General features: G+C 63.6%; 24 protein-coding genes. 20 read left to right on the plus strand and 4 right to left on the minus strand.

Annotation, left to right across the window (positions count from 1 at the left end; genetic code table 11):
• Positions 1-135: 135 nt before the first annotated feature.
• Complete coding sequence (ftsY, locus tag D5687_RS03455) at positions 136-1,377, minus strand: signal recognition particle-docking protein FtsY (RefSeq protein ID WP_125198370.1); 1,242 nt, start codon at positions 1,375-1,377, stop codon at positions 136-138.
• Between the two features lie 175 nt (positions 1,378-1,552).
• On the opposite strand from ftsY, the gene rsmD reads away from it, so the two are divergent.
• A complete protein-coding gene (rsmD, locus tag D5687_RS03460; protein ID WP_125198371.1) occupies positions 1,553-2,158 on the plus strand; it encodes a 16S rRNA (guanine(966)-N(2))-methyltransferase RsmD in 606 nt (201 codons plus the stop codon).
• 273 nt (positions 2,159-2,431) lie between these two features.
• Here the strand turns inward: rsmD and flgN are convergent, their stop codons facing one another.
• From flgN to flgA, 3 genes are all read right to left on the minus strand, one after another.
• Entirely contained in the window at positions 2,432-2,932 is a 501-nt protein-coding gene (gene flgN, locus D5687_RS03465) for a flagellar export chaperone FlgN (RefSeq protein WP_125198372.1), read from the minus strand.
• A 146-nt stretch (positions 2,933-3,078) separates the two neighbouring features.
• Complete coding sequence (flgM, locus tag D5687_RS03470) at positions 3,079-3,396, minus strand: flagellar biosynthesis anti-sigma factor FlgM (RefSeq protein ID WP_125198373.1); 318 nt, start codon at positions 3,394-3,396, stop codon at positions 3,079-3,081.
• A 184-nt stretch (positions 3,397-3,580) separates the two neighbouring features.
• The gene (flgA, locus tag D5687_RS03475) at positions 3,581-4,345 is read right to left on the minus strand and encodes a flagellar basal body P-ring formation chaperone FlgA (RefSeq protein ID WP_125198374.1); all 765 of its coding nucleotides are present in this window, start codon (positions 4,343-4,345) and stop codon (positions 3,581-3,583) included.
• A gap of 299 nt (positions 4,346-4,644) precedes the next feature.
• On the opposite strand from flgA, the gene D5687_RS03480 reads away from it, so the two are divergent.
• The 19 genes from D5687_RS03480 (at position 4,645) to D5687_RS03570 (ending at position 23,301) form a co-directional block, all read left to right on the plus strand.
• A complete protein-coding gene (locus D5687_RS03480) occupies positions 4,645-5,604 on the plus strand; it encodes a chemotaxis protein (RefSeq protein WP_370271297.1) in 960 nt (319 codons plus the stop codon).
• An 8-nt stretch (positions 5,605-5,612) separates the two neighbouring features.
• Positions 5,613-6,416, plus strand: a complete 804-nt coding sequence (locus D5687_RS03485) for a protein-glutamate O-methyltransferase CheR (protein ID WP_125198375.1) — start codon at positions 5,613-5,615, stop codon at positions 6,414-6,416.
• A 91-nt stretch (positions 6,417-6,507) separates the two neighbouring features.
• Complete coding sequence (gene flgB, locus D5687_RS03490; protein WP_240031406.1) at positions 6,508-6,921, plus strand: flagellar basal body rod protein FlgB; 414 nt, start codon at positions 6,508-6,510, stop codon at positions 6,919-6,921.
• A gap of 52 nt (positions 6,922-6,973) precedes the next feature.
• Complete coding sequence (gene flgC, locus D5687_RS03495) at positions 6,974-7,381, plus strand: flagellar basal body rod protein FlgC (protein WP_125198376.1); 408 nt, start codon at positions 6,974-6,976, stop codon at positions 7,379-7,381.
• Positions 7,382-7,421: 40 nt separating this feature from the next.
• On the plus strand, positions 7,422-8,129 hold the full coding sequence (locus D5687_RS03500) for a flagellar hook assembly protein FlgD (protein ID WP_125198377.1): 708 nt from the start codon (positions 7,422-7,424) through the stop codon (positions 8,127-8,129).
• 15 nt (positions 8,130-8,144) lie between these two features.
• Complete coding sequence (gene flgE, locus D5687_RS03505) at positions 8,145-9,539, plus strand: flagellar hook protein FlgE (RefSeq protein WP_125198378.1); 1,395 nt, start codon at positions 8,145-8,147, stop codon at positions 9,537-9,539.
• A gap of 176 nt (positions 9,540-9,715) precedes the next feature.
• Entirely contained in the window at positions 9,716-10,459 is a 744-nt protein-coding gene (flgF, locus tag D5687_RS03510; RefSeq protein ID WP_125198379.1) for a flagellar basal-body rod protein FlgF, read from the plus strand.
• Positions 10,460-10,480: 21 nt separating this feature from the next.
• Positions 10,481-11,269, plus strand: coding sequence for a flagellar basal-body rod protein FlgG (flgG, locus tag D5687_RS03515; RefSeq protein WP_125198380.1), 789 nt, complete (start codon positions 10,481-10,483; stop codon positions 11,267-11,269).
• A 25-nt stretch (positions 11,270-11,294) separates the two neighbouring features.
• Positions 11,295-11,987, plus strand: a complete 693-nt coding sequence (flgH, locus tag D5687_RS03520) for a flagellar basal body L-ring protein FlgH (protein WP_125198381.1) — start codon at positions 11,295-11,297, stop codon at positions 11,985-11,987.
• A gap of 11 nt (positions 11,988-11,998) precedes the next feature.
• Entirely contained in the window at positions 11,999-13,132 is a 1,134-nt protein-coding gene (locus D5687_RS03525) for a flagellar basal body P-ring protein FlgI (protein ID WP_125198382.1), read from the plus strand.
• Positions 13,133-13,141: 9 nt separating this feature from the next.
• Positions 13,142-14,182 carry a flagellar assembly peptidoglycan hydrolase FlgJ gene (gene flgJ, locus D5687_RS03530; RefSeq protein WP_125198383.1) on the plus strand — a complete coding sequence of 347 codons (1,041 nt, stop codon included), beginning with the start codon at positions 13,142-13,144 and terminating at the stop codon, positions 14,180-14,182.
• Between the two features lie 74 nt (positions 14,183-14,256).
• Positions 14,257-15,936 carry a flagellar hook-associated protein FlgK gene (gene flgK, locus D5687_RS03535; RefSeq protein WP_125198384.1) on the plus strand — a complete coding sequence of 560 codons (1,680 nt, stop codon included), beginning with the start codon at positions 14,257-14,259 and terminating at the stop codon, positions 15,934-15,936.
• An 11-nt stretch (positions 15,937-15,947) separates the two neighbouring features.
• Positions 15,948-17,012: a flagellar hook-associated protein FlgL gene (flgL, locus tag D5687_RS03540; protein WP_125198385.1), complete on the plus strand. Its 1,065-nt coding sequence runs from the start codon at positions 15,948-15,950 to the stop codon at positions 17,010-17,012.
• Between the two features lie 262 nt (positions 17,013-17,274).
• A complete protein-coding gene (gene fabD / locus D5687_RS03545) occupies positions 17,275-18,201 on the plus strand; it encodes an ACP S-malonyltransferase (protein WP_204742125.1) in 927 nt (308 codons plus the stop codon).
• Positions 18,202-18,240: 39 nt separating this feature from the next.
• Positions 18,241-18,999, plus strand: a complete 759-nt coding sequence (gene fabG, locus D5687_RS03550) for a 3-oxoacyl-ACP reductase FabG (RefSeq protein WP_125198387.1) — start codon at positions 18,241-18,243, stop codon at positions 18,997-18,999.
• Between the two features lie 148 nt (positions 19,000-19,147).
• Positions 19,148-19,387, plus strand: a complete 240-nt coding sequence (gene acpP / locus D5687_RS03555; protein ID WP_058575544.1) for an acyl carrier protein — start codon at positions 19,148-19,150, stop codon at positions 19,385-19,387.
• 195 nt (positions 19,388-19,582) lie between these two features.
• A complete protein-coding gene (fabF, locus tag D5687_RS03560) occupies positions 19,583-20,830 on the plus strand; it encodes a beta-ketoacyl-ACP synthase II (protein WP_125198388.1) in 1,248 nt (415 codons plus the stop codon).
• 102 nt (positions 20,831-20,932) lie between these two features.
• Positions 20,933-22,387 (plus strand): chorismate-binding protein, encoded by a 1,455-nt coding sequence (locus D5687_RS03565; RefSeq protein WP_240031407.1) that lies wholly within the window; start codon positions 20,933-20,935, stop codon positions 22,385-22,387.
• Positions 22,384-23,301: an aminotransferase class IV gene (locus tag D5687_RS03570; protein ID WP_125198389.1), complete on the plus strand. Its 918-nt coding sequence runs from the start codon at positions 22,384-22,386 to the stop codon at positions 23,299-23,301. The genes D5687_RS03565 and D5687_RS03570 overlap by 4 nt, the downstream gene beginning before the upstream one ends.

Consider the following 23,301-nt stretch of genomic DNA (forward strand, 5'->3'; position numbering starts at 1 on the left):
CGTGCGAAGCAGGCAGGCCATGGAGGGCCTGCATCCGCCTATCAATTTGATATGTCTCGTCGCTCACTCCGCGGCTCCTTGCACTCTGAACTGGCACTCGAACTTGCTCATGACGGTTTCGGAGGCGCCCGTGGCTCAGTCCGGTTGACGGTCGAGCAGGGCGTCGACGAAGGCGCGCGGCTCGAAGGGGCGCAGGTCCTCGGCCTTCTCGCCCACACCGATGAAATGAATCGGTAGGCCGAGTTCGTCGGCGATGGCGAATACGATGCCACCCTTGGCCGTGCCGTCGAGTTTGGTGACGATCAGGCCGGTGAGCTTCACCGCCTGGTTGAACTGTCGGGCCTGAACGAGCGCGTTCTGGCCGATGCTCGCATCGATCACCAGCAGCACCTCGTCGGGGGCCTCGGGTTCGGCCTTGGAGATCACGCGGATCAGCTTGCCGAGTTCGTCCATCAGACCCGATTGCGTGTGCAGGCGCCCGGCAGTGTCGACGATCAGCAGGTCGCTGTTGCGGGCCTTGGCCGAGCTCACGGCGTCGAAGGCGACCGAGGCGGGATCGCCACGGCCCGGTTCGCCGATCACGCGCACGTCATTGCGTTCGCCCCAGCTGATCAGTTGCTCGACGGCAGCGGCGCGGAAGGTGTCCGCCGCCGCCAGCGTGACGTCGCGGCCCTCGGCCTTGAAGCGATGCGCGAGCTTGCCGATGCTGGTGGTCTTGCCGCCGCCGTTGATGCCGCAGACGACCATCACGTGCGGTCGCCCCAATTGCCGGCGTGCCGGCGGCTCGGCTGGCTGCACCGCCTCGAGCCGTTCGACCATCAGACGGTAGAGGGTTTCGAACAGGTGTTCGGGATCGTTGACGTGCTTTCGGCTGACCTCGTCGGTCAACTCGTCGATCAGGGCAGCGGTCGTGGCCTGACCGACATCGGCCATGATCAGGCGCGTTTCCAGTTCCTCGATCAGCTCGTCGTCGATCTGTTTCTTGCCCAGAAACAGGTCGCCCAGCCCCTCGGTCAGTCCCGACCGGGTCTTGGCCAGTCGACTGAACAGCGAGCCGGACTGCTCCGGCTTGGGCGTCGCCACGGCGGGCGCTTTGCCGACGGAAGGCGACTCGACGACGGATTCCTGACGCCCGCCGCTCTCTTCCGGTACCGGCGTGGCGGTCGGTTCCTCGGCGACGGCGGGCTCGGCCGGTCGGGCGGTTTCCGGTGCTGGCTCAGGTGCTGGCTGGATTGGTTGATCGTTTTCGGTTGCTGGTTCGCCCGGGGCAGTGTTGTCGGCCCCGGCCGAATCGGCCGCGGGGAGGTCCTGAGGGATGTCGTCATGGACCTCGGCGGCTTCGTTCTTGCGCTTTTTGCGTCTGAGAAATCCGAACATGAAATCGATGGTACCTGGGTTCGCGGCCGATGTTTGGCAGGGCGCAGCGGTGCCCCGCATGGCGCCGACGGAGTTTATCATGCAGGCCATGCCCGGCGGCTTCGGTCACCGGCCAACGGCGGCAGCCACCCGGCGTCGCCCCATCATCTATCAGTGATCGGCAAGGAGAGTCTTCATGCCCAGCACCCCCAAGGGGCGAGGCCCGGCACGCGGCGAGCAGGTGCGCATTATCGGTGGGGAGTGGCGCTCGCGGCGTCTGCGCTTCCCGTCGGCGCGTGATCTGCGCCCGACACCGGACCGCGTGCGCGAGACGTTGTTCAACTGGCTGGGGCAGAGCCTGCCGGGATGGCGGGTGCTCGATCTGTTTGCCGGCAGCGGCGTGCTGGGCATCGAGGCGCTTTCACGCGGAGCCGCGTGGGTGGGATTCGTCGAACGATCGGCGCGGGTGGCGAAAGCGCTGGAGGAGAACCTGGCTGGGCTGGATGCCTCTTCGGAGCGATTCTCGGTGTGGGCCATGAATGCCCGCCACTGGTTGTCGGCGGTGCCCGAGGCGCTGGACGGGCCGATCGACCTGGTCTTTCTCGACCCGCCGTTCCGTCAGCCCGAGTTGTTGCAGGGGGCGCTGGATGCCCTGGCACAGGCGCCCTGGCTGGCCGAGGACGCGCGGGTGTTTGTCGAGGGGGCGGCGCTCGAGTCGCTCAGGCTTCCGGATGGTTTCATCGTGAGCCGTGAGACGCGAGCCGGGGAGAGCCGTTCGCTATTGCTCGAACGGCGGGCCTGATGTCTCTGAGGAAACTCTGCACGCATACCCATGCCTCTGGCTTACCGGCTTGTTCGCCATCAAGGCGGCGATTCGAAGTCGGGCTCATTGCCCGTCGAGAATCGGCAACAGCGAGGGCGGTCAAGCCGGCAAGCCCCTTCGGGCGGGCCGCCAGGCGCCCATCTGCGGTGTTGCAGCGCTTGCCAATGGCGACGGCCATTGGGCGGCACACTGCGCCTAGCATATGGACGCTTGGCGACCCGCAGAGGCGTTGCGTATGCGTGCAGAGTTTCCTTAGGCGTCGCCTAGCGTCCGGCCGCGATTGCCGGCGTTGTGTTCGGTGCCGCCGGCGGTGTAAAGCGAGCCGGCCGGCTCGTCCCGCTGGGTCAGGAAATCGATCCGCTCACCGAGGAAATGATCGATGCGCCGCAGGGCCATCAGGTTGGTTTCCGAGAGGTCACGAAAGTGGCGGGCGGTGCTCTTGAGTTCGTCCCAGGTGGCGTTCGCGGATGCGTTCTCGCGTTCCAGTGCCGTTTGGGTGTCGGTCTCGCCCACGGCCGCCAACCACTCCAGCCGAGCCTGTTCGGCCTCGGCCAGTGCCTGATTGTGTTCGCGGATCTGGCGGAAGACCTCGTCGAACTCGTCGAGTGACGGGGTTTCCTGGCGTCGAAGCAGGGCGGCGAGTGCCTGGTGGTCGTCGAGCAGCGCCCGTGCCGGCTCGAGCATGTCGGCCAGCCAGCCGGTGGGCGAGGGGTTGTTATTGGCGGGGGCGCTGGTGGTATCGAACTGGGTCATTTTTGGGTGCCTGCTTGGCGTTCCTGCTTGATGTTCACGAATGCCGGGAAGTCAGCGTGAGCATACGAATTGTCTGCGCCCAATCGAAGCACCCCGGTCGGGTCATCCCGCCGGGGTGTCTTGTGCCGGACCTGGTCATCCAGGGATTAGAGCGTCTCGAACTGGCGCAGCTTCTCGGCGATCCGGCCGGAATCGATCTGGTATTCGCCCTGGCTGATCAAATCCTTGATGCGATCGACCTTGGCTTGATCGAAGGGGGCAGATTCGGCCAGCGCCTGGCCCATTTCCTGGAGCTGGGAAGCCCCGCTGGAAAGCGTCACGGCGTCATCCTCCTTGATGCCCGTCGTCGCGCTGCCGGCTGCTTGTTGGCTCTCGCCCTTGGCCTCGGCCCGATTACGGGACGAGTCCAGCGAGGAATTCGGGCCCAGATTGCGCGGGCCGAAGCCGTTGATTTCGTTTGCCATGGTGCTTGATCCTTCCTGTCTCGGACAACGTGTCCGCGCCGTGGGCACGGGCCCGGCTGGCAGGCGTCTAGGTTAACTCAAAATGTCCCGTCGCCCTTGAGCATCGGCCGGTCGGCGCAAAACTTTAGCGCCAACTGAAATACTTTTGAAAATTGACGATCATCGTCGGTTTCCTGTCGCCCGTTTAGCGGCCGATCGCCTCGACGGTGCGACTGTCGATCACGACGGTCTCGATCACGTTGCCGGAGCCGGTGTTCTTCACCTTGACTCGCTGCCCCACGCCGGCGCGGCCCTGTGCCTCGCCGGTCGAGCCGACCACGAACCCGCCATGGCCGACCTGGATGGAGACGATGTCGCCACGCTCGACCACCGCGTTGATGCCCAGGTTGTGCGCGGTCACCAATTGCCCCGACTGTAGAGGTTGAGTCGCCATCATGCCGACAAGTTCCGCCGGGTCGGTGTAGTACTGACGGCGGGCGCGGTTGGCATCGACGGTGGCCAGATCGAGATCCTCGATGCCCAGCACGTCACCGGCTGCCAGTGGCCGGGCGGCAACCACCGCCTGCTGGCGGCGGGTGAGTTCGACCGGGACGTAGATGCGCCAGGGCGAGTTGCCGTGACAACTGACCTTCACCGTCTGGCGGCCGCGATTGAGGTTGAGGGGGCGGCTCTCGTTGATTTCCAGTGCCTGGTCGCACACACCCAGGCGTAGCCGCGGGTCGAGTCGCCCGGCTCGTAGGGTGAGCTGATCGCTGCCGCCACCCTGCGCGTCGAGGAACGCCTCCATGGCCTGACTGACCTGCATCTGAACGGTCTCGGGGGCGTCACCCGGCTCGGCCTGCGCCAAGGCCGGTGCCAGTAACCAGCCGGCCAGCATCAGCATCGAACACAGCAAGGCCTTGCTGGCTGTCGTGCCTTTCGGTCGGGCGATAACGCGGGAATTACTCATCGGGATGCAATCATGACCTCGGGTTGCTTGCACCGCGTTGTTAAGCACTTACCATGCCACTCCCTGCGCCGAGCGTTCGTCTCTCCGACGCTGCGGCGGGGTGGGCGCAACCCTCGGACGACTGCGCTACCATGCCGGTACGACGTCGTTGCCGGTTCGTTGAACCGGATCGGTCAGAGCAGCCCGGTCGATGGGGCGGGGTTGAGCGCGATGCTAAAGATTGCGTCGACGGGGCCGATACCACGTCTGATTAACGAAGACTCCCCGCCACTTTCTGCGTCACCAGTACAGGACTAGCCGTGAAAAGCAACGTGATGTCATCAGTCGATTCCCGTACCCAGCTGGCCGGTCGCAACCGACTGGAGTTGCTGGTGTTCGGTCTGGGCACCGATCAGCGTTTCGGGATCAATGTCTTCAAGGTCCGTGAGGTGATTCGTTGTCCCAAGCTGACTGACGTACCGCACTCGGATAGCTCGATCCGGGGTATCGCTGACGTGCGTGGGCACACGATCACCGTCATCGATCTGTCGGAGGCGATCGGCAAGGGGCGCATGACCGACGAGCAGGTGCAGAACGCCTTCGTCATCATCACCGAGTACAACCGCGCCGTGCAGGGGTTCCTGGTGCATTCGGTCGACCGGATCGTCAACCTGTCCTGGAAGGAAGTGCTGACCCCGCCGAGCGGGACCAACAACTCCAACTTCCTGACGGCCGTGGCGCGGATCGACAAGCAGCTGGTCGAGATCATCGACGTCGAGCAGATCTTCGCGCGCGTCGTCGGCGTGGCCGATACAGTCTCCGACGACGTGATCGGCGAGTACGGCGAGATCGCCAAGGGGTCGGATCTGGTGCTGGTGGTCGACGACTCGGTGGTCGCGCGCAAGCAGGTGGAAAGCACGCTCGAGCAGATGCACTTGAAGTCGGTGGTCACCAAGAACGGTCAGGAGGCGATCGACACGCTCCGGCGCTGGAAGGAGAAGCAGCCCGAGCAACTCGAGCGACTGGCCATGGTGGTCTCGGACATCGAGATGCCCACGATGGACGGCTACACGCTGACCTCGCTGATCCGCCAGGACTCGCAGCTCAAGGGCATCTACGTGATCCTGCACTCCTCGCTCAGTGGTGTGTTCAACGAGAAGATGGTCAAGCAGGTCGGTGCCGACCGCTTTATCCCGAAGTTCCATCCGGATGACCTGGCCCGGGTCGTGGGTGAAGCGCTTCGCCGCCACGAGGTGCACCACGCCGTGGACGAGGCTTGACCCGCGGCATGAAGGCCGAAACCTTCGACCGGTTCTGCGCGTTCCTGGAGCAGCACAGCGGTATCCTGCTGAGCCGTGACAAGCAGTACCTGGTGGAAACCCGGCTCTCGCGCGTGGCCCGTTCCAAGGGTCACGCGTCGGTGGAGTCGCTGATCGAGACATTGCTCTCGCGCCGAGATCGCATGCTCGCGCGCGACGTGGTCGACGCCATGACCACCAACGAGACGCTCTGGTTTCGTGACGGCTATCCCTTTGCCGCACTCGAAAAGAAATTCTTCCCCGAGGCGGTCGCCGCGAAAAAAGCCACCTACCGGATCTGGTCGGCGGCCTGTTCCACCGGTCAGGAGGCGTTTTCGATCAGCATCACGGCCGAAGAGCAGCGGGTGCCCTTCAATCTCGAGATTGTCGGCACCGACATCTCCGAGGCGGTGGTCGAGAAGGCCCGCCAAGGCGTTTTCGATGACCTCTCCCTGGGGCGTGGGCTGTCTCCGGAACGGAAGCGTCAATATTTCGTCAAGGCAAATGACGGCTGGAAGATCTCGCCCCAGATCAGCCGCCGGACGCAGTTTCGCGTCGGCAATCTGCTTGAGCTGCGTCCCGAGTCCCGTCGCTACGACCTGGTCTTCTGCCGCAATGTCCTGATCTACTTTTCCCGCGAAACCAAGGCCAAGATCATCGACCGCATCGCCGACACACTGGTGCCCGGCGGTTATCTGATACTCGGCGCCTCGGAGTCGCTTACCCAACTCTCCGACCGTTTCACCCCCGAGCGGTTGCCCACCGGTGGCACGGCCTACCGACTCAAGAGTTGACACCAACGGCCGATCTCCCCGTCGGCTATCCAAAAACTGGCACGCTTATCGCATAAGCCCTCGGCACTGACATCGTGTCGAGGGTTTTTTCATGTCGATCATCAATGACCGCTTGCTTGGCATTCACGACGATGCCCTGATTCTCCAGGAGCGCAGTCTCAAGATGCGCGCCGAGAACATCGCCAACGCCGATACCCCGGGCTACAAGGCGCGGGTGATGTCGTTCGACCAGGCGATGGAAACCGCCTTGCAGACGAAGTCCTCCTCTCAATCCGGGAATGCCGGGCGCCTGATGACCGAGGATCCGCGCCAGATAGGTGGTGGCACCTCCTCGTCGATCCGCGAAGGCTTTTCCGTGCCCGATGCGCCGGCGCTGGACGGCAACACCGTCGATGTCGACAAGGAGCGGGTGGGCTTTACCCAGGAAGCGGTGGGCTACCAGACGACGCTGTCGTTTCTCAACAGTCGCGTTTCCGGCATCAAGAAAGCCCTGAGTGGTCAGTGATGACCGGGCAGTCTTCCCGCCAACTAAACTTTTCAGTCAAGGCAGGTGAATCATGAGCTTGTACGACGTATTCAATATCTCGTCCTCCGCGATGGCGGCGCAATCGACCCGGTTGAACACCACGGCGTCGAACCTCGCGAACGCCAATGTCGATGCCTCCTCACCGGAAGAGGCCTATAAGGCGCGCAACCCGGTGTTCCAGACGGTGCTCGAGGCCAATGGCGGTCGTGGGGTGAAGGTGGCCGGGATTACCGAGTCCCAGGCGCAGCCAGCACCGAAGCATGATCCCGGCAACCCATTGGCGGACGAAAACGGCTACGTCTACAGCTCGAACGTCAACCCGGTGGAGGAGATGGTCAACATGCTGTCGGCCTCGCGCACCTACCAAACCAACGTCCAGGTAATGGACACGACCAAGCAGCTGGCCATGCGCACGCTGCAGCTTGGTCAGAGCCAGTAAGGCCTGTTAGTGAAGGCCGAAAATAGGCAAGGGGCATGACATGACCAGTTCCGTTAGCAACGACATCTATGCCGATCTGGGGCTTGCCGCCTCGAAGGGCAGCAAGGATGAGAACAAGGCCCAACAAAACCTCGGGCAGGACGATTTTCTCAAGCTGCTGACCACGCAGATGGAGAACCAGGATCCGTTCGAACCCATGGATAACACCCAGTTCGTCGCACAGATGGCCCAGTTCTCCTCGTTGCAGGGGATACAGGATCTGAATGCGACGGTCTCCGGTTTCGAGGATTCGGTGCAGTCCAACCAGGTGATACAGGCATCGGGACTGGTGGGCAAGGCCGCCATGGTCAAGGGGGATACCGCCCAGATGTATCACATGCAACAGGCGGACGGGAGCGTGGCCCCGTCTGGAATCTTGGGGTCGGTGGATGTGCCGGATGGCGCTTCGAAGATGAACGTCGAGATCACCAATGCCTACGGGCAAGTGGTCAAGACCATCGACGTGCCAGTGGATGGATCGGATAGGCCATCCTTCTCCTGGGACGGACGGTTGAAAGATGGGCGCATGGGGCCCGAGGGCAACTACAAGGTGAACGCGACGGCCACGGTGGACGGCAAGGGGCAGGCGCCTCAGACCTACGTCGGGGCGGTGATCGAGAGCGTGGGTGTCACCAAGAATGGTCCGGAGCTGAATCTCGACGGTTTGTCGTCGGTCAAGCTCGCGGATATCGTTGAAATCATTAACTAAACCGGAGGACGCAGCATGTCGTTCAATACCTCCATCAGCGGCCTGAACGCCGCACAGAAAGACCTGAACGTGACCGGCAACAACATTGCCAATGCCAAGTCCACCGGCTTCAAGAAGTCGCGGGCGGAATTCGGCGATATCTACGCGGTCAGCGCGTTTGGCAACAGCAAGACGGCCGTCGGACAGGGTGTGATCAACCAGGCAGTAAGTCAGCAGTTCACGCAGGGTAACCTCGACTTCACAGATCGCTCGCTGGATCTGGCGATTTCCGGCGAGGGGTTCTTCGCCTTCCAGCCGTCACTGGATTCGGCCGAGTCGGTGTTTAGCCGTGCTGGTGCATTGACGGTCGACAAGGATGGCTACCTTGTTAATCAGGCCGGAGAATTTCTCAAGGCGTTGCCGACGGATGCTGACGGTAATTCCCAGTCAACTTCACTTGCGACAGCAGACCCAGTTCGTCTGCCGGCCGAGGCAGGCGAGCCTCGTGCTACCACCGAGGCGGATCAATTGTTCAACTTGCCCGCAGGGGCAGACGGGTTGGATCCGAGCAATTTCCAGTGGGACGACCCAAATACCTACACTCAAGCCAATTCTCAGCGGGTATTCGATTCGTTGGGCAACCCTCATACCTTGACAAGCTACTTTGTCAAAGAAGAGCCGGTGGATGCTAGCGGTGATCCAATCACGGATCCTGATGATTATGATCAGGCGGTGAACAAAAACACCTGGCGAGTCTTCTACCAGTTTGACGACCAAGAGCCGGTGACCAACATTTATCCGGGATCTGTTCCGTCGCAGGATTATCAGCGACTTCAGTTTGATGGCAACGGAGGTTTGGTTGTTAAAAACGGGGCCGGGGATCCGGCTGCCCCGACGAGTAACATCGATGCCGTTGTTGACGGAAGTGGAAACCCCATCACGGCACCCGCGCTAACCTTGGCTAATCCAGGAACTGGTGCTGATGATCTGACACTCACGATGGATATCAATGATTCCTCAACCCAGTATTCCTCGGAATTCAACATTGGTGACCAAGGTCAAGACGGTTACACCACGGGTCAGTTGACTGGGGTTTCCGTGGGCAGTGACGGGCTGATCCGCGCTAGCTATAGCAATGGTCAGAACGTCGCCCTCGGCAAGGTTGCGTTGGTGGACTTCCGCAACCCGCAGGCGTTGAAGCAGGTCGGCGACAACCAGTGGATCGAGACGGTCGACTCGGGCGAGCCGCTAGCAGGGGAGGCCGGTAGCGGTACCTTTGGCGCCATTCAGGGTGGCGCATTGGAAGCGTCCAACGTCGATCTCACCCAGGAGCTGGTCAACCTGATCACCGCGCAGCGGAACTTCCAGGCCAACTCGCGGGCGATCGAGGCCAACAAGACCTTGAGCGACACCATCATCGGTATCCGCTGATCCCCTCGGCGAGTGACCGATTGACAAGGCGGCCCGCGGGCCGCCTTTTTCGTGCCCGCAAGTATTTCAATCGGCGCGTCTTTCGCTAGTTTTCTTCTCTTGGCACACCTCCTGCATTACCCATGGCAACGGGGCATTTTCCCCGGTTGTGATTTGTTAATCGTGGAGGTGTTGTGATGGATCGTCTGGCTTATATCGCCATGAGCGGTGCCTCGCAGACATTACGGTCCCAGGCCACCAACGCCAATAATTTGGCGAACGTGAACACCCAGGGTTTCAAGGCAGACATCGATGCCTTTGCCGCGCTGCCGGTCTACGGCCCGGGGCAGGCATCGCGGGCCTATACCGAGGCGCAGGGCAAGGGCGCGGATTTATCTGCCGGCCCCCTGATGACCACCGGTCGGGATCTAGACATCGCCGTCAAGGGTGAGGGGTTCATGGCCGTGGAGGCGCCGGATGGCCGGGTGGCTTACACCCGCCGCGGTGATCTTCACCTGACGGCCAATGGCCAGTTGCAGACCGGGCAGGGCGATCCGGTCATGGGCAATGAGGGTCCGATCGCCATACCCCCGGCCGAGAAGATCGATATTCACGCCGACGGCAGCATCAGCATCATCCCGGTGGGTGGCCAGGCCAATGCCCCGGCGATGGTCGATCGCATCCGGCTGGTCAATCCGGACCAGGCCGACCTGACCAAGGGGCAGGACGGGCGCTTCTCGCTGCGTGAAGGCGCCGAGGAGCCGCAGGCCGATGCCGCCGTGCAGGTTGCCAGCGGCGTGCTCGAGGGCAGCAACGTCAATGCCGTCGAGGCGATGGTCAACATGATCGAGTACGGCCGGATGTTCGAGACACAGAGCCGAATGATTCGCACGGCGGACGAGAACGGCGAAGCCGCCGACCGCCTGATGCGTCTCGGTTAAATCAGTTAGGGGAGAGACACCATGACCACACCCGCACTTTGGACCGCCAAGACCGGCCTGGATGCGCAGCAGACGCGCATGTCGGTGATTTCCAACAACCTTGCCAACGTCAACACCACCGGCTTCAAGCGTGATCGGGCGGTGTTCGAGGACCTGATCTACCAGAACTACCGCCAGGTCGGCGCGGCGAACAACCAGCAAGACGAGGTGCCGACGGGCCTGAACGTCGGCACGGGTGTCCGCGTGGTGGCTACCGAGAAGCAGCACACCCAGGGCAATATCCAGCAGACGGACAACGCGTTGGACATGGCCGTCAACGGTCGCGGTTTCTTCCAGGTGCTCCAGCCGGACGGCAACATCGCCTACACCCGTGACGGCGACTTCTCGCTCAACAGCGACGGCCAGCTGGTCACCGCCAATGGCCAGCCGGTCGAGCCGGCGATCAACGTCCCGCAGGGTGCCCAGTCGATCACCATCGGTACGGACGGCACGGTCAGTGCGCAGCTGTCCGGGCAGGCCGAGCCGGTCCAGCTGGGCAACATCCAGCTGGCGGATTTCGTCAATCCGGCGGGCCTGCAGCCGATCGGCGACAACCTGTTCGTCGAGTCCGGGGCCAGCGGGGCGCCGCAGCTGGACACTCCGGGCCTCAACGGGCTGGGCGCGATTCAGCAGGGCGCGCTGGAGAGCTCGAACGTCAACGTGGTCGAGGAACTGGTCAGCATGATCGAGACGCAGCGCTCCTACGAGATGAACTCCAAGGCCATCTCCACGACCGACGGCATGCTCCAGTACCTCAACCAGAACGTCTGATGACGCCGATCCGCGGAGGCACGTCATGAAACCGTCAATCCACTCGCTTTTCCGGGCGTCGGTGCTGGTCGCATTCGCGCTGCTGGCCGGCTGCGCCAGTCAGCCGCCGATCAAACCCGATCCGCAGTTCGAACCCTCCATGCCGCCGGAGGCATCCGAGCACAATCCGGTGCAGAGCAACGGCGCGATCTTCCAGACGGGGCAGGTGGACAACATGTTCGCCGACTCGCGGCCGTACCGGGTCGGCGACATCTTGACGGTGGTTCTCGAGGAGCGCATGCAGGCTTCCAAGAGCGCACAGACCTCGACCGGCAAGAGCCAGGAGACGGGAATCACCCCGCCGAACGTGCTCGGGCTGACCGGCCCGGCGATTGAGCGGCTCAATGCCCAGATCTCCGGCGAGCGCGACTTCGCCGGTGACGGCGAAAGCAGTCAGCAGAACACCCTCAACGGTCAAATTACCGTCACGGTGGCCCGCGTGCTCTCCAACGGCAATCTGGTGATCCGGGGCCAGAAGTGGATCGGTATCAACCAGGGTAGCGAGTTCATCAAGCTGGCCGGGATGGTCCGTCCGCAGGACATCGCGGCAGACAACACCATCATGTCCACGCGGGTGGCCAATGCCCAGATCGCCTACGGCGGTGAAGGCGTGATCAACGAATCCAACAACATGGGCTGGCTGGCTCGCTTCTTCAACAGCCCGGTCTTCCCCTTCTGATGGTGGGACGCATGAACATCAACACATCCATTCGAGCCTTCCTTGTCGGTTTTCTGCCCTTGCTGCTCGCGGCGGGGGCGACCGGCTTCGCCCCGCAGGCGGGTGCCGAACGCATCAAGGACGTGGCGAGCTTCGCCGGGGTGCGTGACAACCAGCTGATCGGCTACGGCATCGTGGTCGGCCTGGCCGGCACCGGCGATCAGACCACGCAGGTGCCGTTCACTCGTCAGAGCATCCAGAACATGCTCGAGCGTCAGGGGCTGTCGCCCGACGGTGGCAACGTGCAGTTGAACAACGTCGCGGCGGTCATGGTTACCGCCAATTTGCCGCCGTTCGCCAAGCCGGGGCAGACGGTCGACGTGACGGTGTCGTCGATCGGCAATGCCGACAGCCTTCGGGGTGGTGAGCTTCTGATGACACCGCTGAAAGGGGCGGACGACAACATCTATGCCGTTGCCCAGGGGAGCCTGATCGTTGGCGGACTGGATGCCTCGGGGCGCGATGGCTCGCGCGTGACCGTCAACATTCCTACGGCCGGGCGAGTCCCCAACGGCGCGACCGTCGAGCGCAGCGTGCCGAGCAAGATGGGCGGTGCCGGGGCGGTGTTCCTCAACCTGCACCAGCCGGACTTCACCACGGCTCGCCGCATGGAAGAGGCCATCAACGGGATGCTCGGCGGTGGTGTGGCCGAGGCGGTTGACGGGGGCACCGTCAAGATCCGTGCGCCGGATTCGCCCGATCAGCGTGTCGGCTTCATGTCGGTGCTGGAGAACGTCGAGTTCGAGCCCGGCGAGGGGCCGGCCCGCGTTGTGGTCAATTCGCGTAGCGGCACGGTGGTGATCGGTCAAAACGTGCGCATCGAGGCGGCCGCCGTCTCGCACGGCAATCTCACCGTTACCGTCGACGAGGATCTGGATGTCTCCCAGCCGGGGCCGTTCTCGCAAGGCGAGACCGTGGTCACCCCGGATTCGGACGTGGCGGTTCAAGAGGAAAACAGCCGGGCCTTCCTGTTCGATCCGGGCGTGAAGCTCAACGACATCGTCAATGCCGTGAACGCGGTCGGTGCTTCGCCGTCGGACTTGGTCGCCATTCTCGAGGCACTGAAAAGCGCCGGGGCACTCAAGGCCCAGTTGATCGTGATCTGAGGTGACGTGATGGTCAGTCCTGCACAAATCAACTCGTATAGCGACTTCCAGGGCCTCAACCAGCTCAAGGCCCAGGCCGGCCAGGATCCCGGGCAGGCGCTCAAGCAGGTTGCCTCCCAGTTCGAGACGCAGTTCGTCAAGATGATGCTGCAATCGATGCGTGAAGCCACGCCGCGTGATGGTCTGTTCAACAGCGAGCAGACCAAGACCTTCGAGGGCATGTTCGATCAGGAGATCGCGCAGAAGCTTTCCAGCCGCGCCGGTGGCATCGGGCTGGCCGAGATGATCGAGCGCCAGTTGTCCAAGCAAGCCGGCGGCATGGACGGTGAGCGGCCATCGGAGGGCTTTCCTTTGAAGGTCGCCGAGGACGGGGGCGTGGTCGAGCAGGCGCCACGCGCCTACCCGCTGCCCGATGCCTCCGAATGGACCCTGCGTCCCCATGCCTGGATGCAGAAGGACAAGGAGGCCGAAGGCGCCGACACGGACGACAAGAAGCTGGCGCAGCCGGGGCCTACGAAAGAGCGGTTGGCCGCGCTGGACTCAAGCGAAGCTGCCGCCGGCAATAAACAGCCGGCCTACTGGGAATCGCCGGAGCAGTTCGTGGAGGCCATCCTGCCGCACGCCCGTGAGGCCGCCGACAAGCTGGGGGTCTCGCCGAAGGTGCTGGTGGCGCAGTCGGCACTGGAAACCGGCTGGGGCAAGCACGTGCCGCATGACGGCGGTGGCGCGGCGAGCAACAACTTCTTCGGCATCAAGGCCGATCGCAGCTGGGACGGCGAGCGCCAGGTCCACGGGACGCTGGAGTTCGAATCCGGCAGCCTGGTCCGCCGACAGGCGGCCTTCCGCCAGTACGACTCGATGGCCGCCTCCTTCAATGATTTTGCCCGCTTCATCCAGGAAAACCCGCGTTATGGCAAGGCGTTGGAGGCCCGTGACGACCCCGAGCAGTTCGCCCGTGAGCTGCAGCAGGCCGGCTACGCCACCGATCCCAAATACGCCGACAAGCTGATCTCCATCATGAACTCGCCGGCGATGAAGGACGCGGTGTGATCGAGCCGATCCGGCGCTCAAGTTTTCCCTTAATCGGCCGATAAGGTCGGCAGTAAACCCTTCGAGGCCTCAACATGGCGGACATCCTCAGCAACTCGGTCAGCGGCCTGCTCGCGGTGCAACGTGCACTGACGACGACCGGACACAATGTCTCGAACGCCAATACCGAGGGCTACTCGCGCCAGCGGGTGGAGATGAGCGCGCAGATGCCGCAGTTCATGGGCAACGGCTACATCGGCACCGGCACGAAGGTGGACAGCATCACGCGCACCTTCGACCAGTTCGTCGAGTCGCAACTGCGCGATGCCACTAGCGACAGCTCTCGCCTGAGTTTTGTGCAGGATTTCGCCAGCCAGGTCACCGGCGTGCTCGGCGATACCGAGACCGGGATGACGCGCAGCACCGAGGCGTTCTTCAATGCCGCCGGTGACGTCGCCTCGAACCCAACCGATATCACCTCCCGCCAGGCGTTCCTCAACCAGGCCGGCGCGCTGACCGACCGCTTCAACCGCATGGACGAGCAGCTGGCGCAATTGAACGCCGGGCTCGGCCAGCAGGCCGACGCGATCACCCGCGAGGTGAACACCTTCGCCCAGGAAGTGGCCGACCTGAACGGCAAGATCAGCACCGCGTTCGCGCAGAACCCGAATGCATTGCCCAACGACCTGCTCGATCGCCGTGACCAGCTGATCCAGAACATCGCCGAGCGCATCAACGTGCGGGTTGATGACGATGGCGCCGGCTCACTCAACCTTGCCGTAGGCTCCGGCCAGTCGTTGGTCACCGCCAATATCGCCAGCGAGTTGACGGCCATCAACGCCCCAAGTGGCCTGGAAATCCAGATTGAAGGTCGCTCGATCACCAACCGGGTTACTGGTGGGGATCTTGGCGGCATGATTGAGGCGCAGAACACCCTGATCCAGCCGCTGCGCAGCGAGTTGGGTCGCACGGCGATGGTGATTGCCCAGGAAGTGAATGCGATCCAGAAGGATGGGTTTGATCTGGATGGGTTTCAGGGAGAGCCACTGTTCAATGTTGGGCAAAGCGATCCCAATGCTCCGATGATGGGCAATGTCACTGCCAGTCCGAGGAATGGAAGCTCCGTGAGTGCGAAGGTCGAGATTTCGGACGCTACCTTGCTGGAAAGTGGGCGTTATGTGGCTCGCTACGATGGCACGGATTGGAATCTCACAAAGGAGGGTGGCTCGGGCGGCACTATTCCGGTGGATGATGTTCCGGGAATGACGATTACGTTTGACGGCATAACGCCAGATAGCGGAGATACGTTATTCATAGACGCGGGGTTGGGCGCTGCCGGTCGAATTGCTACCGAGGATCTAAGCCCTGCGAGAGTCCCCGCTGCGGGGGGAGTGGATCATGACAATGACTCAGGCACCGCTTTAGTGTCCGCTGGGTCGCGAGACAACGCCAATATCCAGCAAATCACCGATCTGGCCAACCAGGCGGTGGTCGGTCGTTCGGCCGACGATGAGTTGGATGGCCAGACCATTGGCGGCGCGATCTCCTCGGCTGTCAGCCAGGCGGGTTCCGTGGCACGCACGGCAGAGCTGCAGGGTGAATCGGCTCGCGCGGCACTGGACAACCTCGAGGCGCGCAAGCAGTCGGTCTCGGGGGTCAACCTCGACGAAGAGGCGGCCAAGCTGCTGCAGTACCAGCAGCAGTACCAGGCGCTCGCCCGCAGTATTTCCATCTCCGGCGACCTGTTCCAGTCGGTTCTCAATGCCGTTCGCTAAGGGGTGAACTGATGCGCGTATCCACCTCCATGATCTTCCAGACCGGGCTGCAGAACATGCAGCGCCAGCAGTCGGAAATGCTGCGTGCCCAGACCGATATCTCGACGGGCGTGAAACTGCGCACCGCCGATGCCGACCCGGTCGCCTTCTCCCGCGTGAGCGAACTCTCCGCACAACAGGAGCGGGTCGAGCAGTTCCTGCGCAACAACGAGATGGCCGAAGGCAAGATCCGCTCGCAGGAAACGCGACTGGCCAGCAGCACTGACATCCTGCAGCGGGTGCGCGATATCTCGCTGGAGACCGGCAGCATCCTGCAGGACCCAACTTCACGGAAGGCATTGAGCAACGAGCTTTCGCAACTCCGCGAGGCGCTCGCCGAGCAAATGAACGCCAAGGATGAACGGGGCGAATACGTTTTCTCGGGCACTCAGGCCAACACCCGTCCCTTTGACCCTGATTCCGGTCAGGACAGTTTCGTTGCACCCCAAGATGGTGTTTCACGCGCCGTTCGGGTTGATGTGGGTGAGAACCAGCAGGTGACAACCCAGCGTGTCGGTACGGACATTTTCACAGTGGAGTCGGACAACGGGCCTCGGTATCCAGCATTGGTTGACCCGAACACAACCGGGTTTAATCAAGATGACTTGCCGGACGATTTTCCATTCAATCTCGTGCTGGATTCCGAAGGAGACAACGATGGTGAACTGGAGTCGACCGATCCTGGCGCGGCTCGTTCTGCTCTTCAGGTCATCGATGGCCTGAAGTGGGCCATCGACAACCATGACAACCTGGACGACCCCTCCGAGTTCTACTCGGCCAGCCAGCAGGACGTGGACGTGCTGCTCGAGCAGGTGGTGGTCGCCCGTGGCGAAATGGGTAACGACCTCAACATCCTCGATCGCATGAAGAACGATCAGGAGGCCTGGAAACTCGCCAACGAGACGACCGTTTCCAGCATGCGCGACACGGACATGCCCGAGGCGATCACCCGCCTCAACGAGAACTACTTCAACCTGCAGGCCACCCAGCAGAGCATGGTCAAGATCCAGGGGCTTTCCCTGTTCAACAATATCTGACCGGTCCGTCACGCACTGGCGGCGTTGGTGTTCGGGTCAGTTGCCATTATTCCGCTCTTCGCGACCCGACGTGAGTCGATTCGTTTTCCCCCGGTGGAATCCGCCCTTGGTTAGGAGTTACAGGGGTGAGTCCTGCCTCGTGTGCCCCACTCCCTTCGGTTTTTCTCCTTCGTTCGGTCAGCAGAACTCCGCTGGAGCCCGCGTGGGCGTGCCACGGCGCTGTGATACCATCGCCGCGATTTTCAATCGGCGAGACATGAATATGATTGCAGGGGTGTTTCCGGGGCAGGGTTCCCAGTCCATCGGCATGGCCAGCGGCTGGGGCGAACACGAGGATATCGCGCAGGCGGTCTTCGATCGCGCGGGCGATGTGCTCGGCTACGACCTCTGGGCGTTGGTCGCCGAGGGCGATCCGGCCCAGCTCAACCAGACGGAGCGCACCCAGCCGGCCATGCTGGCCGCCGACGTGGCGGCCTGGCAGATCTGGCGTCACAACGACGGTGCCATGCCCGCCGCACTCGCCGGCCATAGCCTGGGCGAATACGCCGCGCTGGTGGCCGCGCAATCCATCGATTTCGAGGCGGCAGTCGCCCTGGTCGCCCGGCGTGGCCAGCTGATGCAGTCGGCCGTGGCCGAGGGCCAGGGCGCTATGGCTGCTGTGCTTGGCCTGGAAGACGATGCCGTACGTGCGGTCTGCGAGAAGGCCGCCGATGGCGAGGTCTGCGAGGCGGTGAACTTCAATGCCCCTGGGCAGGTGGTGATCGCGGGTGACCGCGCGGCCGTCGAGCGGGCCGAGGCGATTGCCGGCGAGGAGGGCGCCAAGCGCTTCGTCCTGCTACCGGTGAGCGTGCCGTCGCATTCCTCCCTGATGCGCGAGGCCGGCGAGCAGTTGCGTGACGAGATCGCACAGGTCGACATTCGTCCCCCGCAGATCCCCGTGATCCACAACGTGGACGCCCTGACCCACGACAAGCCCGAGGCCATCGCCACCGCACTGGTCGAGCAGCTGTTCCGGCCGGTGCAGTGGGTGGCCTGCGTTCAGGCGATGCAGGCCATGGGTGCTGGCGACCAGGTCGAGTTCGGCCCGGGTAAGGTGCTCACCGGCCTGGCCCGCCGCATCGATCGCAAGATGGGCGCCAAGGCGGTCTTCGACCAGGCCACGCTGGAAAAGGCACTGGGCGCCGAGTAAGGCAAGCCGATCGAACAAGAATCATCACGAGGAATACTCATGTCAGAACAAGCGACCCAATTTGCCAACCTCGACGGCCGTGTTGCCCTGGTGACCGGCGCATCGCGCGGGATCGGTGCAGCGATTGCCGATGCCCTGGTGGCAGCCGGGGCGACGGTCATCGGGACGGCCACCTCGGAGAAGGGCGCCGCTGCCATCGATGAGCGTCTGGGTGAGAATGGCGCCGGAATGGCGCTGGACGTCACTGACGGCGCGCAAGTCGATGCGGTGATCAAGGAGATCGAGTCGCGCTTCGGGCCGGTTGCCGTGCTGGTCAACAACGCCGGCATCACCCGTGACACGCTGCTGATGCGCATGAAGGAAGACGACTGGGATGCAATCATCCAGACCAACCTCACGTCGGTCTTTCGTCTGTCGCAGAAGGTCATGCGGTCAATGGCCAAGGCCCGCTGGGGGCGCATCATCTCGATCGCCTCGGTGGTCGGCTCAATGGGCAATGCCGGGCAGACGAACTACGCGGCGGCCAAGGCCGGCATCATGGGCTTTTCCAAGTCGCTGGCGCGCGAGCTCGGCCCGCGCGGCGTGACGGTCAACGTGGTCGCCCCGGGGTTCATCGAGACCGACATGACCCGCGACCTGCCGGAAAAGCAGAAGGAAGCCCTGCTGGGCAACATCCCCAACGGCCGCCTGGGTCAGCCCGAGGAGATCGCCTCGGCGGTACGTTTCCTGGCCGCCCCGGAGGCCGCTTACATCAACGGTCAGACCATCCACGTCAACGGCGGGATGTACATGGCGTAAGGCCCGCCTTGGCGGGTTTTAGCTCGCCGGGGCATTTTTATTTGGCCTGCCGGGCGGTTTTCACTAGAATGCCGGGCAGTGTTGGTCGGGGTTGCCTGGCCAAAATGTTTAACTGATTAGTGTTTGTACCAGAAGAGGTTCGATACGAATGAGCACCGTTGAAGAACGCGTCAAGAAGATTGTTGTAGAGCAGTTGGGCGTCAAGGAAGAAGAAGTTACCAACGAAGCTTCATTCGTTGACGACCTCGGCGCGGATTCCCTCGACACCGTCGAGTTGGTCATGGCCCTGGAAGAAGAGTTCGAGTGCGAGATTCCGGACGAAGAGGCCGAGAAGATCACCACCGTTCAGCAGGCCATCGACTACGTCAATAACCACAAGGACGCCTGAATCGGGCCCTTGTGCGTTTCACAGGCCGCTGGCCTGTGACCTGAAAACCGTGTTTCGGCCTTCCTTTCGGGGGGTTGATCGCGGTTTTTTACTAGGGGGCTCAGCCCGATTCGATCGACCTGAGTTTCCCTCGGGATTCGCCAAGCCGATCGGCAGCCCGCCCGGCCGTCAGCCAACGAACTGGAAAAGAGCATCATGAGCAAACGTCGCGTCGTGATCACCGGCCTTGGGCTGGTGACCCCGCTGGGGAACAACGTCAAGGATTCATGGGACGGCATTCTTGCCGGCCGGTCGGGTGTGGCCCCCATCGATCGCTTCGATACCGAGAAGATGGCGGTCAAGTTTGCCGCCACGGTCAAGGATTTCGATCCGACCACGGTCATCCCGGCGAAGGACGTGAAAAAGATGGAACCGTTCATCCACTACGCGATGAGCGCATCCATCGAGGCGATCGAGGATGCAAATCTGATCAGCGATTCGCTTGATCTCGACCGGGTGGGCACCTTCATCGGTTCGGGCATTGGCGGACTGGGCGGCATCGAGCGCAACACGCTGGCCCTGGAGAATCAGGGGCCGCGTCGCGTCTCGCCGTTCTTTATCCCCGGCGCGATCATCAACATGGCCTCCGGTCAGCTGTCGATCCGCTATGGATTCCGTGGCCCGAACCTCGCCACGGTGACCGCCTGCACCTCGGGCACCCACAGCATCGGCCAGGCCGCCCGCCTGATCTCCTACGGCGATGCCGACGTGATGATTGCCGGCGGCACCGAGGGTGCCGTCTCGCCGCTGGGCGTGGCAGGCTTCGCCTCGGCGCGCGCGCTGTCGACTCGCAACGACGATCCCGAGCGCGCGTCGCGACCGTGGGACCGTGATCGTGACGGCTTCGTGCTGGGCGAGGGCGCCGGCGTGGTGGTGCTCGAGTCGCTGGAACATGCCCAGGCTCGCGGTGCCCACATCTACGGTGAGGTCAAGGGCTTCGGCATGAGTGCGGACGCCTATCACATGACCTTGCCGGCCGCCGACGGTGACGGCGCGCATCGCTGCATGAGGGCGGCTCTCAAGGACGCCGATCTTCAACCGAGTGATTTGGGCTACATCAACGCCCACGGGACCTCCACGCCCGCCGGTGACGGGACCGAGGTAAAGGCGATCAAGAAGCTCTACGGCGACCAGCCGGTGGCGTGCCCGGTCAGCTCCACCAAGTCGATGACCGGGCACCTGCTTGGCGCGGCCGGTGCAATCGAGGCCGTGTTCTCGGTACTCGCCCTGCGTGATCAGGTGCTGCCGCCGACGATCAACCTCGACAACCCCTCCGAGGACTGCGATCTCGACTTCGTGCCCCACGAGGCACGCCGCGTCGAAGGCTTCGAAGTGGCGATGTCCAATTCCTTCGGCTTCGGCGGGACCAACGGCACGCTCATCTTCGGCCGCACGATCGACTGATGGACGCGGGGCGACGCTCGAACCAGCCGGGCGTCCGTCGGTCCTGTCCGGGCCGGCCGCCAGTGGATTGCATCCGTCAAACGACCCTCGCGTGAACCGCTCGTGAGCGAGCCTGTCATCCAACGCCTCGAATCGGAGCCGGGCAGGGCGCAACCCTCGCTCGCCGAGGTGCTGACGGCCGCCGGCAAGGACGCCAGCCACCTGTTCGAGAGCGTGACTGCCGGCGGCCCCCTGAGCCGTTGGTCGATCCTGTTTTCCGCCGCCGACGATCGGCTGACCGCGCCACCGACGCCACCAGCCGATGCGCCACGCTTTCTCGATGCCTTCCAGCAGGCCGTATCTCGCCAGCAGCCCCTGAACGATGGCTTTGCAGCCGACGACTGGCTGGCGACCCAGGGCCTGCCACCGGCGTTCCCTTTTCTCGGCGGCTGGACTTTCTTTCTTGCCTACGAGATGGCCGCGGAGATCGAGCCCACGCTCGACCTGCCGCCATTTGAGCTCGGGGCCGAGAGTGGCTTTCCGCGCGCGATCGCCGAATATCACCCGGCCGCCCTGGTGCGGGATCACGACTCGGGTGAGGATATCGTGGTTCACGACGGTAGCGCCCGAGGGGCGAAGCTGGCCGAAGGCCTCATCGCCGCGTGGGTGCAGGCGGGTAAGACCGCTGGCCGCGACCAGAGCCGTGGTGAGGTCGAGCTGGCGGAACTGCACCCGCCGGCGGGTGCGCCCCACCGAGAGCGGGTGGCTCGTGTCCGTGACTACCTGTTCGCCGGCGATGTCTTTCAGGCCAATCTCTCGCATGCCTGGCACTTCCGGCTCGCGCCGGGTGTGTCGTCGCAGGCGGTCTACGAGTCCTTGTGTCGGCGCAATCCCGCCCCTTTTGCCGCGTGGTACCGGCAGCCCGAAGGCGAGATCATCAGCTCCTCCCCGGAGCGACTTCTGCGCGTGGCCGACGGCCGTGCCGAGACCCGCCCGATTGCCGGCACCCGCCGGCGCGACCCGGACCCCGAGCGCGACCAGGAGCTGATCGAGCAATTGTGCGCCCATCCCAAGGAGCGCGCCGAGCACGTCATGCTCATCGATCTCGAGCGCAACGATCTTGGCCGGGTCTGTGAGCCCGGCTCGGTGCGGGTCGACGAGTTGATGGTGGTCGAGTCCTACGCCCAGGTACATCACCTGGTCTCGAATATCGTCGGGACACTTCCTGCGAGTACCTCGCCACTGGCGGCGCTGGCTGCCTGCTTCCCTGGCGGGACGATCACCGGCTGCCCCAAGGTCCGTTGCATGGAAATCCTCGCCGAGCTGGAGCAGGCCGGTCGCGGGCCCTACACCGGCAGCCTCGGTTACCTGAGCAACCACGGGCGGCTCGACAGCAACATCCTGATTCGAAGCGTCTTCCTGAGCCCCGACGGGCGTGGTGAATTCCGCACCGGCGGCGGCATCGTGGCCGACTCCGACCCGGCGCGGGAACTCGACGAGACCTACCAGAAGGCGCGAGGCGTGCTCGATGCCCTCGGTGGCGAGGCGGCCCTGACCGCCGGGGTGCCGGTCGGATGAATCCGGTCGAGTTGTCCGTCACCGATCGTGGCTGCGCCTTTGGCGACGGCCTGTTCGAGACGCTGTTCGTCCGCGAGGGGCGGGTGATCCGGCTCGCCGATCATCTTGCCCGGCTGCGCTTCGGGCTCGCTAGGATCGGTTTGCCCGAGCCGTCTGGCGAGTGGGTGCTCGCAGCGCTCGACGAAGCGATCACGCCGGGCTCAACCGGCGTGTGCAAACTGACGGTCACGGCCGGCTCGGGGCCCCGCGGTTATCGTCGTCCCGAACATCCTGAACTGACCGTGGCGGCCACCTTCGGCCCGCTGCCGCCGGTCCCGACCGCGCCACTGACCCTCGACCCGGTCCCGGTGGCACTGGAGGGGGCAAACGCACTGCGTGGCCTCAAGCACCTCAATCGGCTGGTGCAGGTGCTGGCCCAGCAGTCGCTCCCGGGTGGCCGGGTCGAAGGACTGATGCTGGACCCGGCCGGGCGGGTGGTTTCCGGTACGATGGGCAACGTTTTCTGGCGTGAGCGCGCTGGCTGGCATACGCCGCCGCTGGTCGGTGGCGCGATTGCCGGCACGCGTCGCGCCTGGTGGATCGAGACCCTGGGTGCTCGAATCACCCCTTGCGCCCCGGGCAGGCTGGCCCTGGCCGAGACGGCGTTTCTCTGCAATGCCGTCTCGGCCTGGCGGCCGGTCGGCACGATGCTCGGACGGGCGCTTGCCGAGACCGTTGGCCCGCCCGACGAGGGGCTGGAATGTATCGAGGGCTGCTGGCAACCGCCGGCCGACGTCGCGACGAACGCTTGGCCAGAGATCTTGTCCGAGGCCTTGGCCGACAGCGCTTGGGGGCGGGTCGCCCGTCGCGAGCTTGGCGCCGAGCGCGCGTGGGGCTCGCCGAGCCCATCATCACCGGAATCGAACGAAAGTTAG

It is taken from the genome of Guyparkeria sp. SCN-R1 (assembly GCF_003932495.1).
GTDB lineage: Bacteria > Pseudomonadota > Gammaproteobacteria > Halothiobacillales > Halothiobacillaceae > Guyparkeria.

Bases quoted from the DNA above. Each gene is read 5' to 3' on its own strand.
- ftsY (WP_125198370.1), bottom strand. From the start codon at position 1,377: ATGTTCGGATTTCTCAGACGCAAAAAGCGCAAGAACGAAGCCGCCGAG.
- rsmD (WP_125198371.1), top strand. From the start codon at position 1,553: ATGCCCAGCACCCCCAAGGGGCGAGGCCCGGCACGCGGCGAGCAGGTG.
- flgN (WP_125198372.1), bottom strand. From the start codon at position 2,932: ATGACCCAGTTCGATACCACCAGCGCCCCCGCCAATAACAACCCCTCG.
- flgM (WP_125198373.1), bottom strand. From the start codon at position 3,396: ATGGCAAACGAAATCAACGGCTTCGGCCCGCGCAATCTGGGCCCGAAT.
- flgA (WP_125198374.1), bottom strand. From the start codon at position 4,345: ATGAGTAATTCCCGCGTTATCGCCCGACCGAAAGGCACGACAGCCAGC.
- D5687_RS03485 (WP_125198375.1), top strand. From the start codon at position 5,613: ATGAAGGCCGAAACCTTCGACCGGTTCTGCGCGTTCCTGGAGCAGCAC.
- flgB (WP_240031406.1), top strand. From the start codon at position 6,508: ATGTCGATCATCAATGACCGCTTGCTTGGCATTCACGACGATGCCCTG.
- flgC (WP_125198376.1), top strand. From the start codon at position 6,974: ATGAGCTTGTACGACGTATTCAATATCTCGTCCTCCGCGATGGCGGCG.
- D5687_RS03500 (WP_125198377.1), top strand. From the start codon at position 7,422: ATGACCAGTTCCGTTAGCAACGACATCTATGCCGATCTGGGGCTTGCC.
- flgE (WP_125198378.1), top strand. From the start codon at position 8,145: ATGTCGTTCAATACCTCCATCAGCGGCCTGAACGCCGCACAGAAAGAC.
- flgF (WP_125198379.1), top strand. From the start codon at position 9,716: ATGGATCGTCTGGCTTATATCGCCATGAGCGGTGCCTCGCAGACATTA.
- flgG (WP_125198380.1), top strand. From the start codon at position 10,481: ATGACCACACCCGCACTTTGGACCGCCAAGACCGGCCTGGATGCGCAG.
- flgH (WP_125198381.1), top strand. From the start codon at position 11,295: ATGAAACCGTCAATCCACTCGCTTTTCCGGGCGTCGGTGCTGGTCGCA.
- D5687_RS03525 (WP_125198382.1), top strand. From the start codon at position 11,999: ATGAACATCAACACATCCATTCGAGCCTTCCTTGTCGGTTTTCTGCCC.
- flgJ (WP_125198383.1), top strand. From the start codon at position 13,142: ATGGTCAGTCCTGCACAAATCAACTCGTATAGCGACTTCCAGGGCCTC.
- flgK (WP_125198384.1), top strand. From the start codon at position 14,257: ATGGCGGACATCCTCAGCAACTCGGTCAGCGGCCTGCTCGCGGTGCAA.
- flgL (WP_125198385.1), top strand. From the start codon at position 15,948: ATGCGCGTATCCACCTCCATGATCTTCCAGACCGGGCTGCAGAACATG.
- fabD (WP_204742125.1), top strand. From the start codon at position 17,275: ATGATTGCAGGGGTGTTTCCGGGGCAGGGTTCCCAGTCCATCGGCATG.
- fabG (WP_125198387.1), top strand. From the start codon at position 18,241: ATGTCAGAACAAGCGACCCAATTTGCCAACCTCGACGGCCGTGTTGCC.
- acpP (WP_058575544.1), top strand. From the start codon at position 19,148: ATGAGCACCGTTGAAGAACGCGTCAAGAAGATTGTTGTAGAGCAGTTG.
- fabF (WP_125198388.1), top strand. From the start codon at position 19,583: ATGAGCAAACGTCGCGTCGTGATCACCGGCCTTGGGCTGGTGACCCCG.
- D5687_RS03570 (WP_125198389.1), top strand. From the start codon at position 22,384: ATGAATCCGGTCGAGTTGTCCGTCACCGATCGTGGCTGCGCCTTTGGC.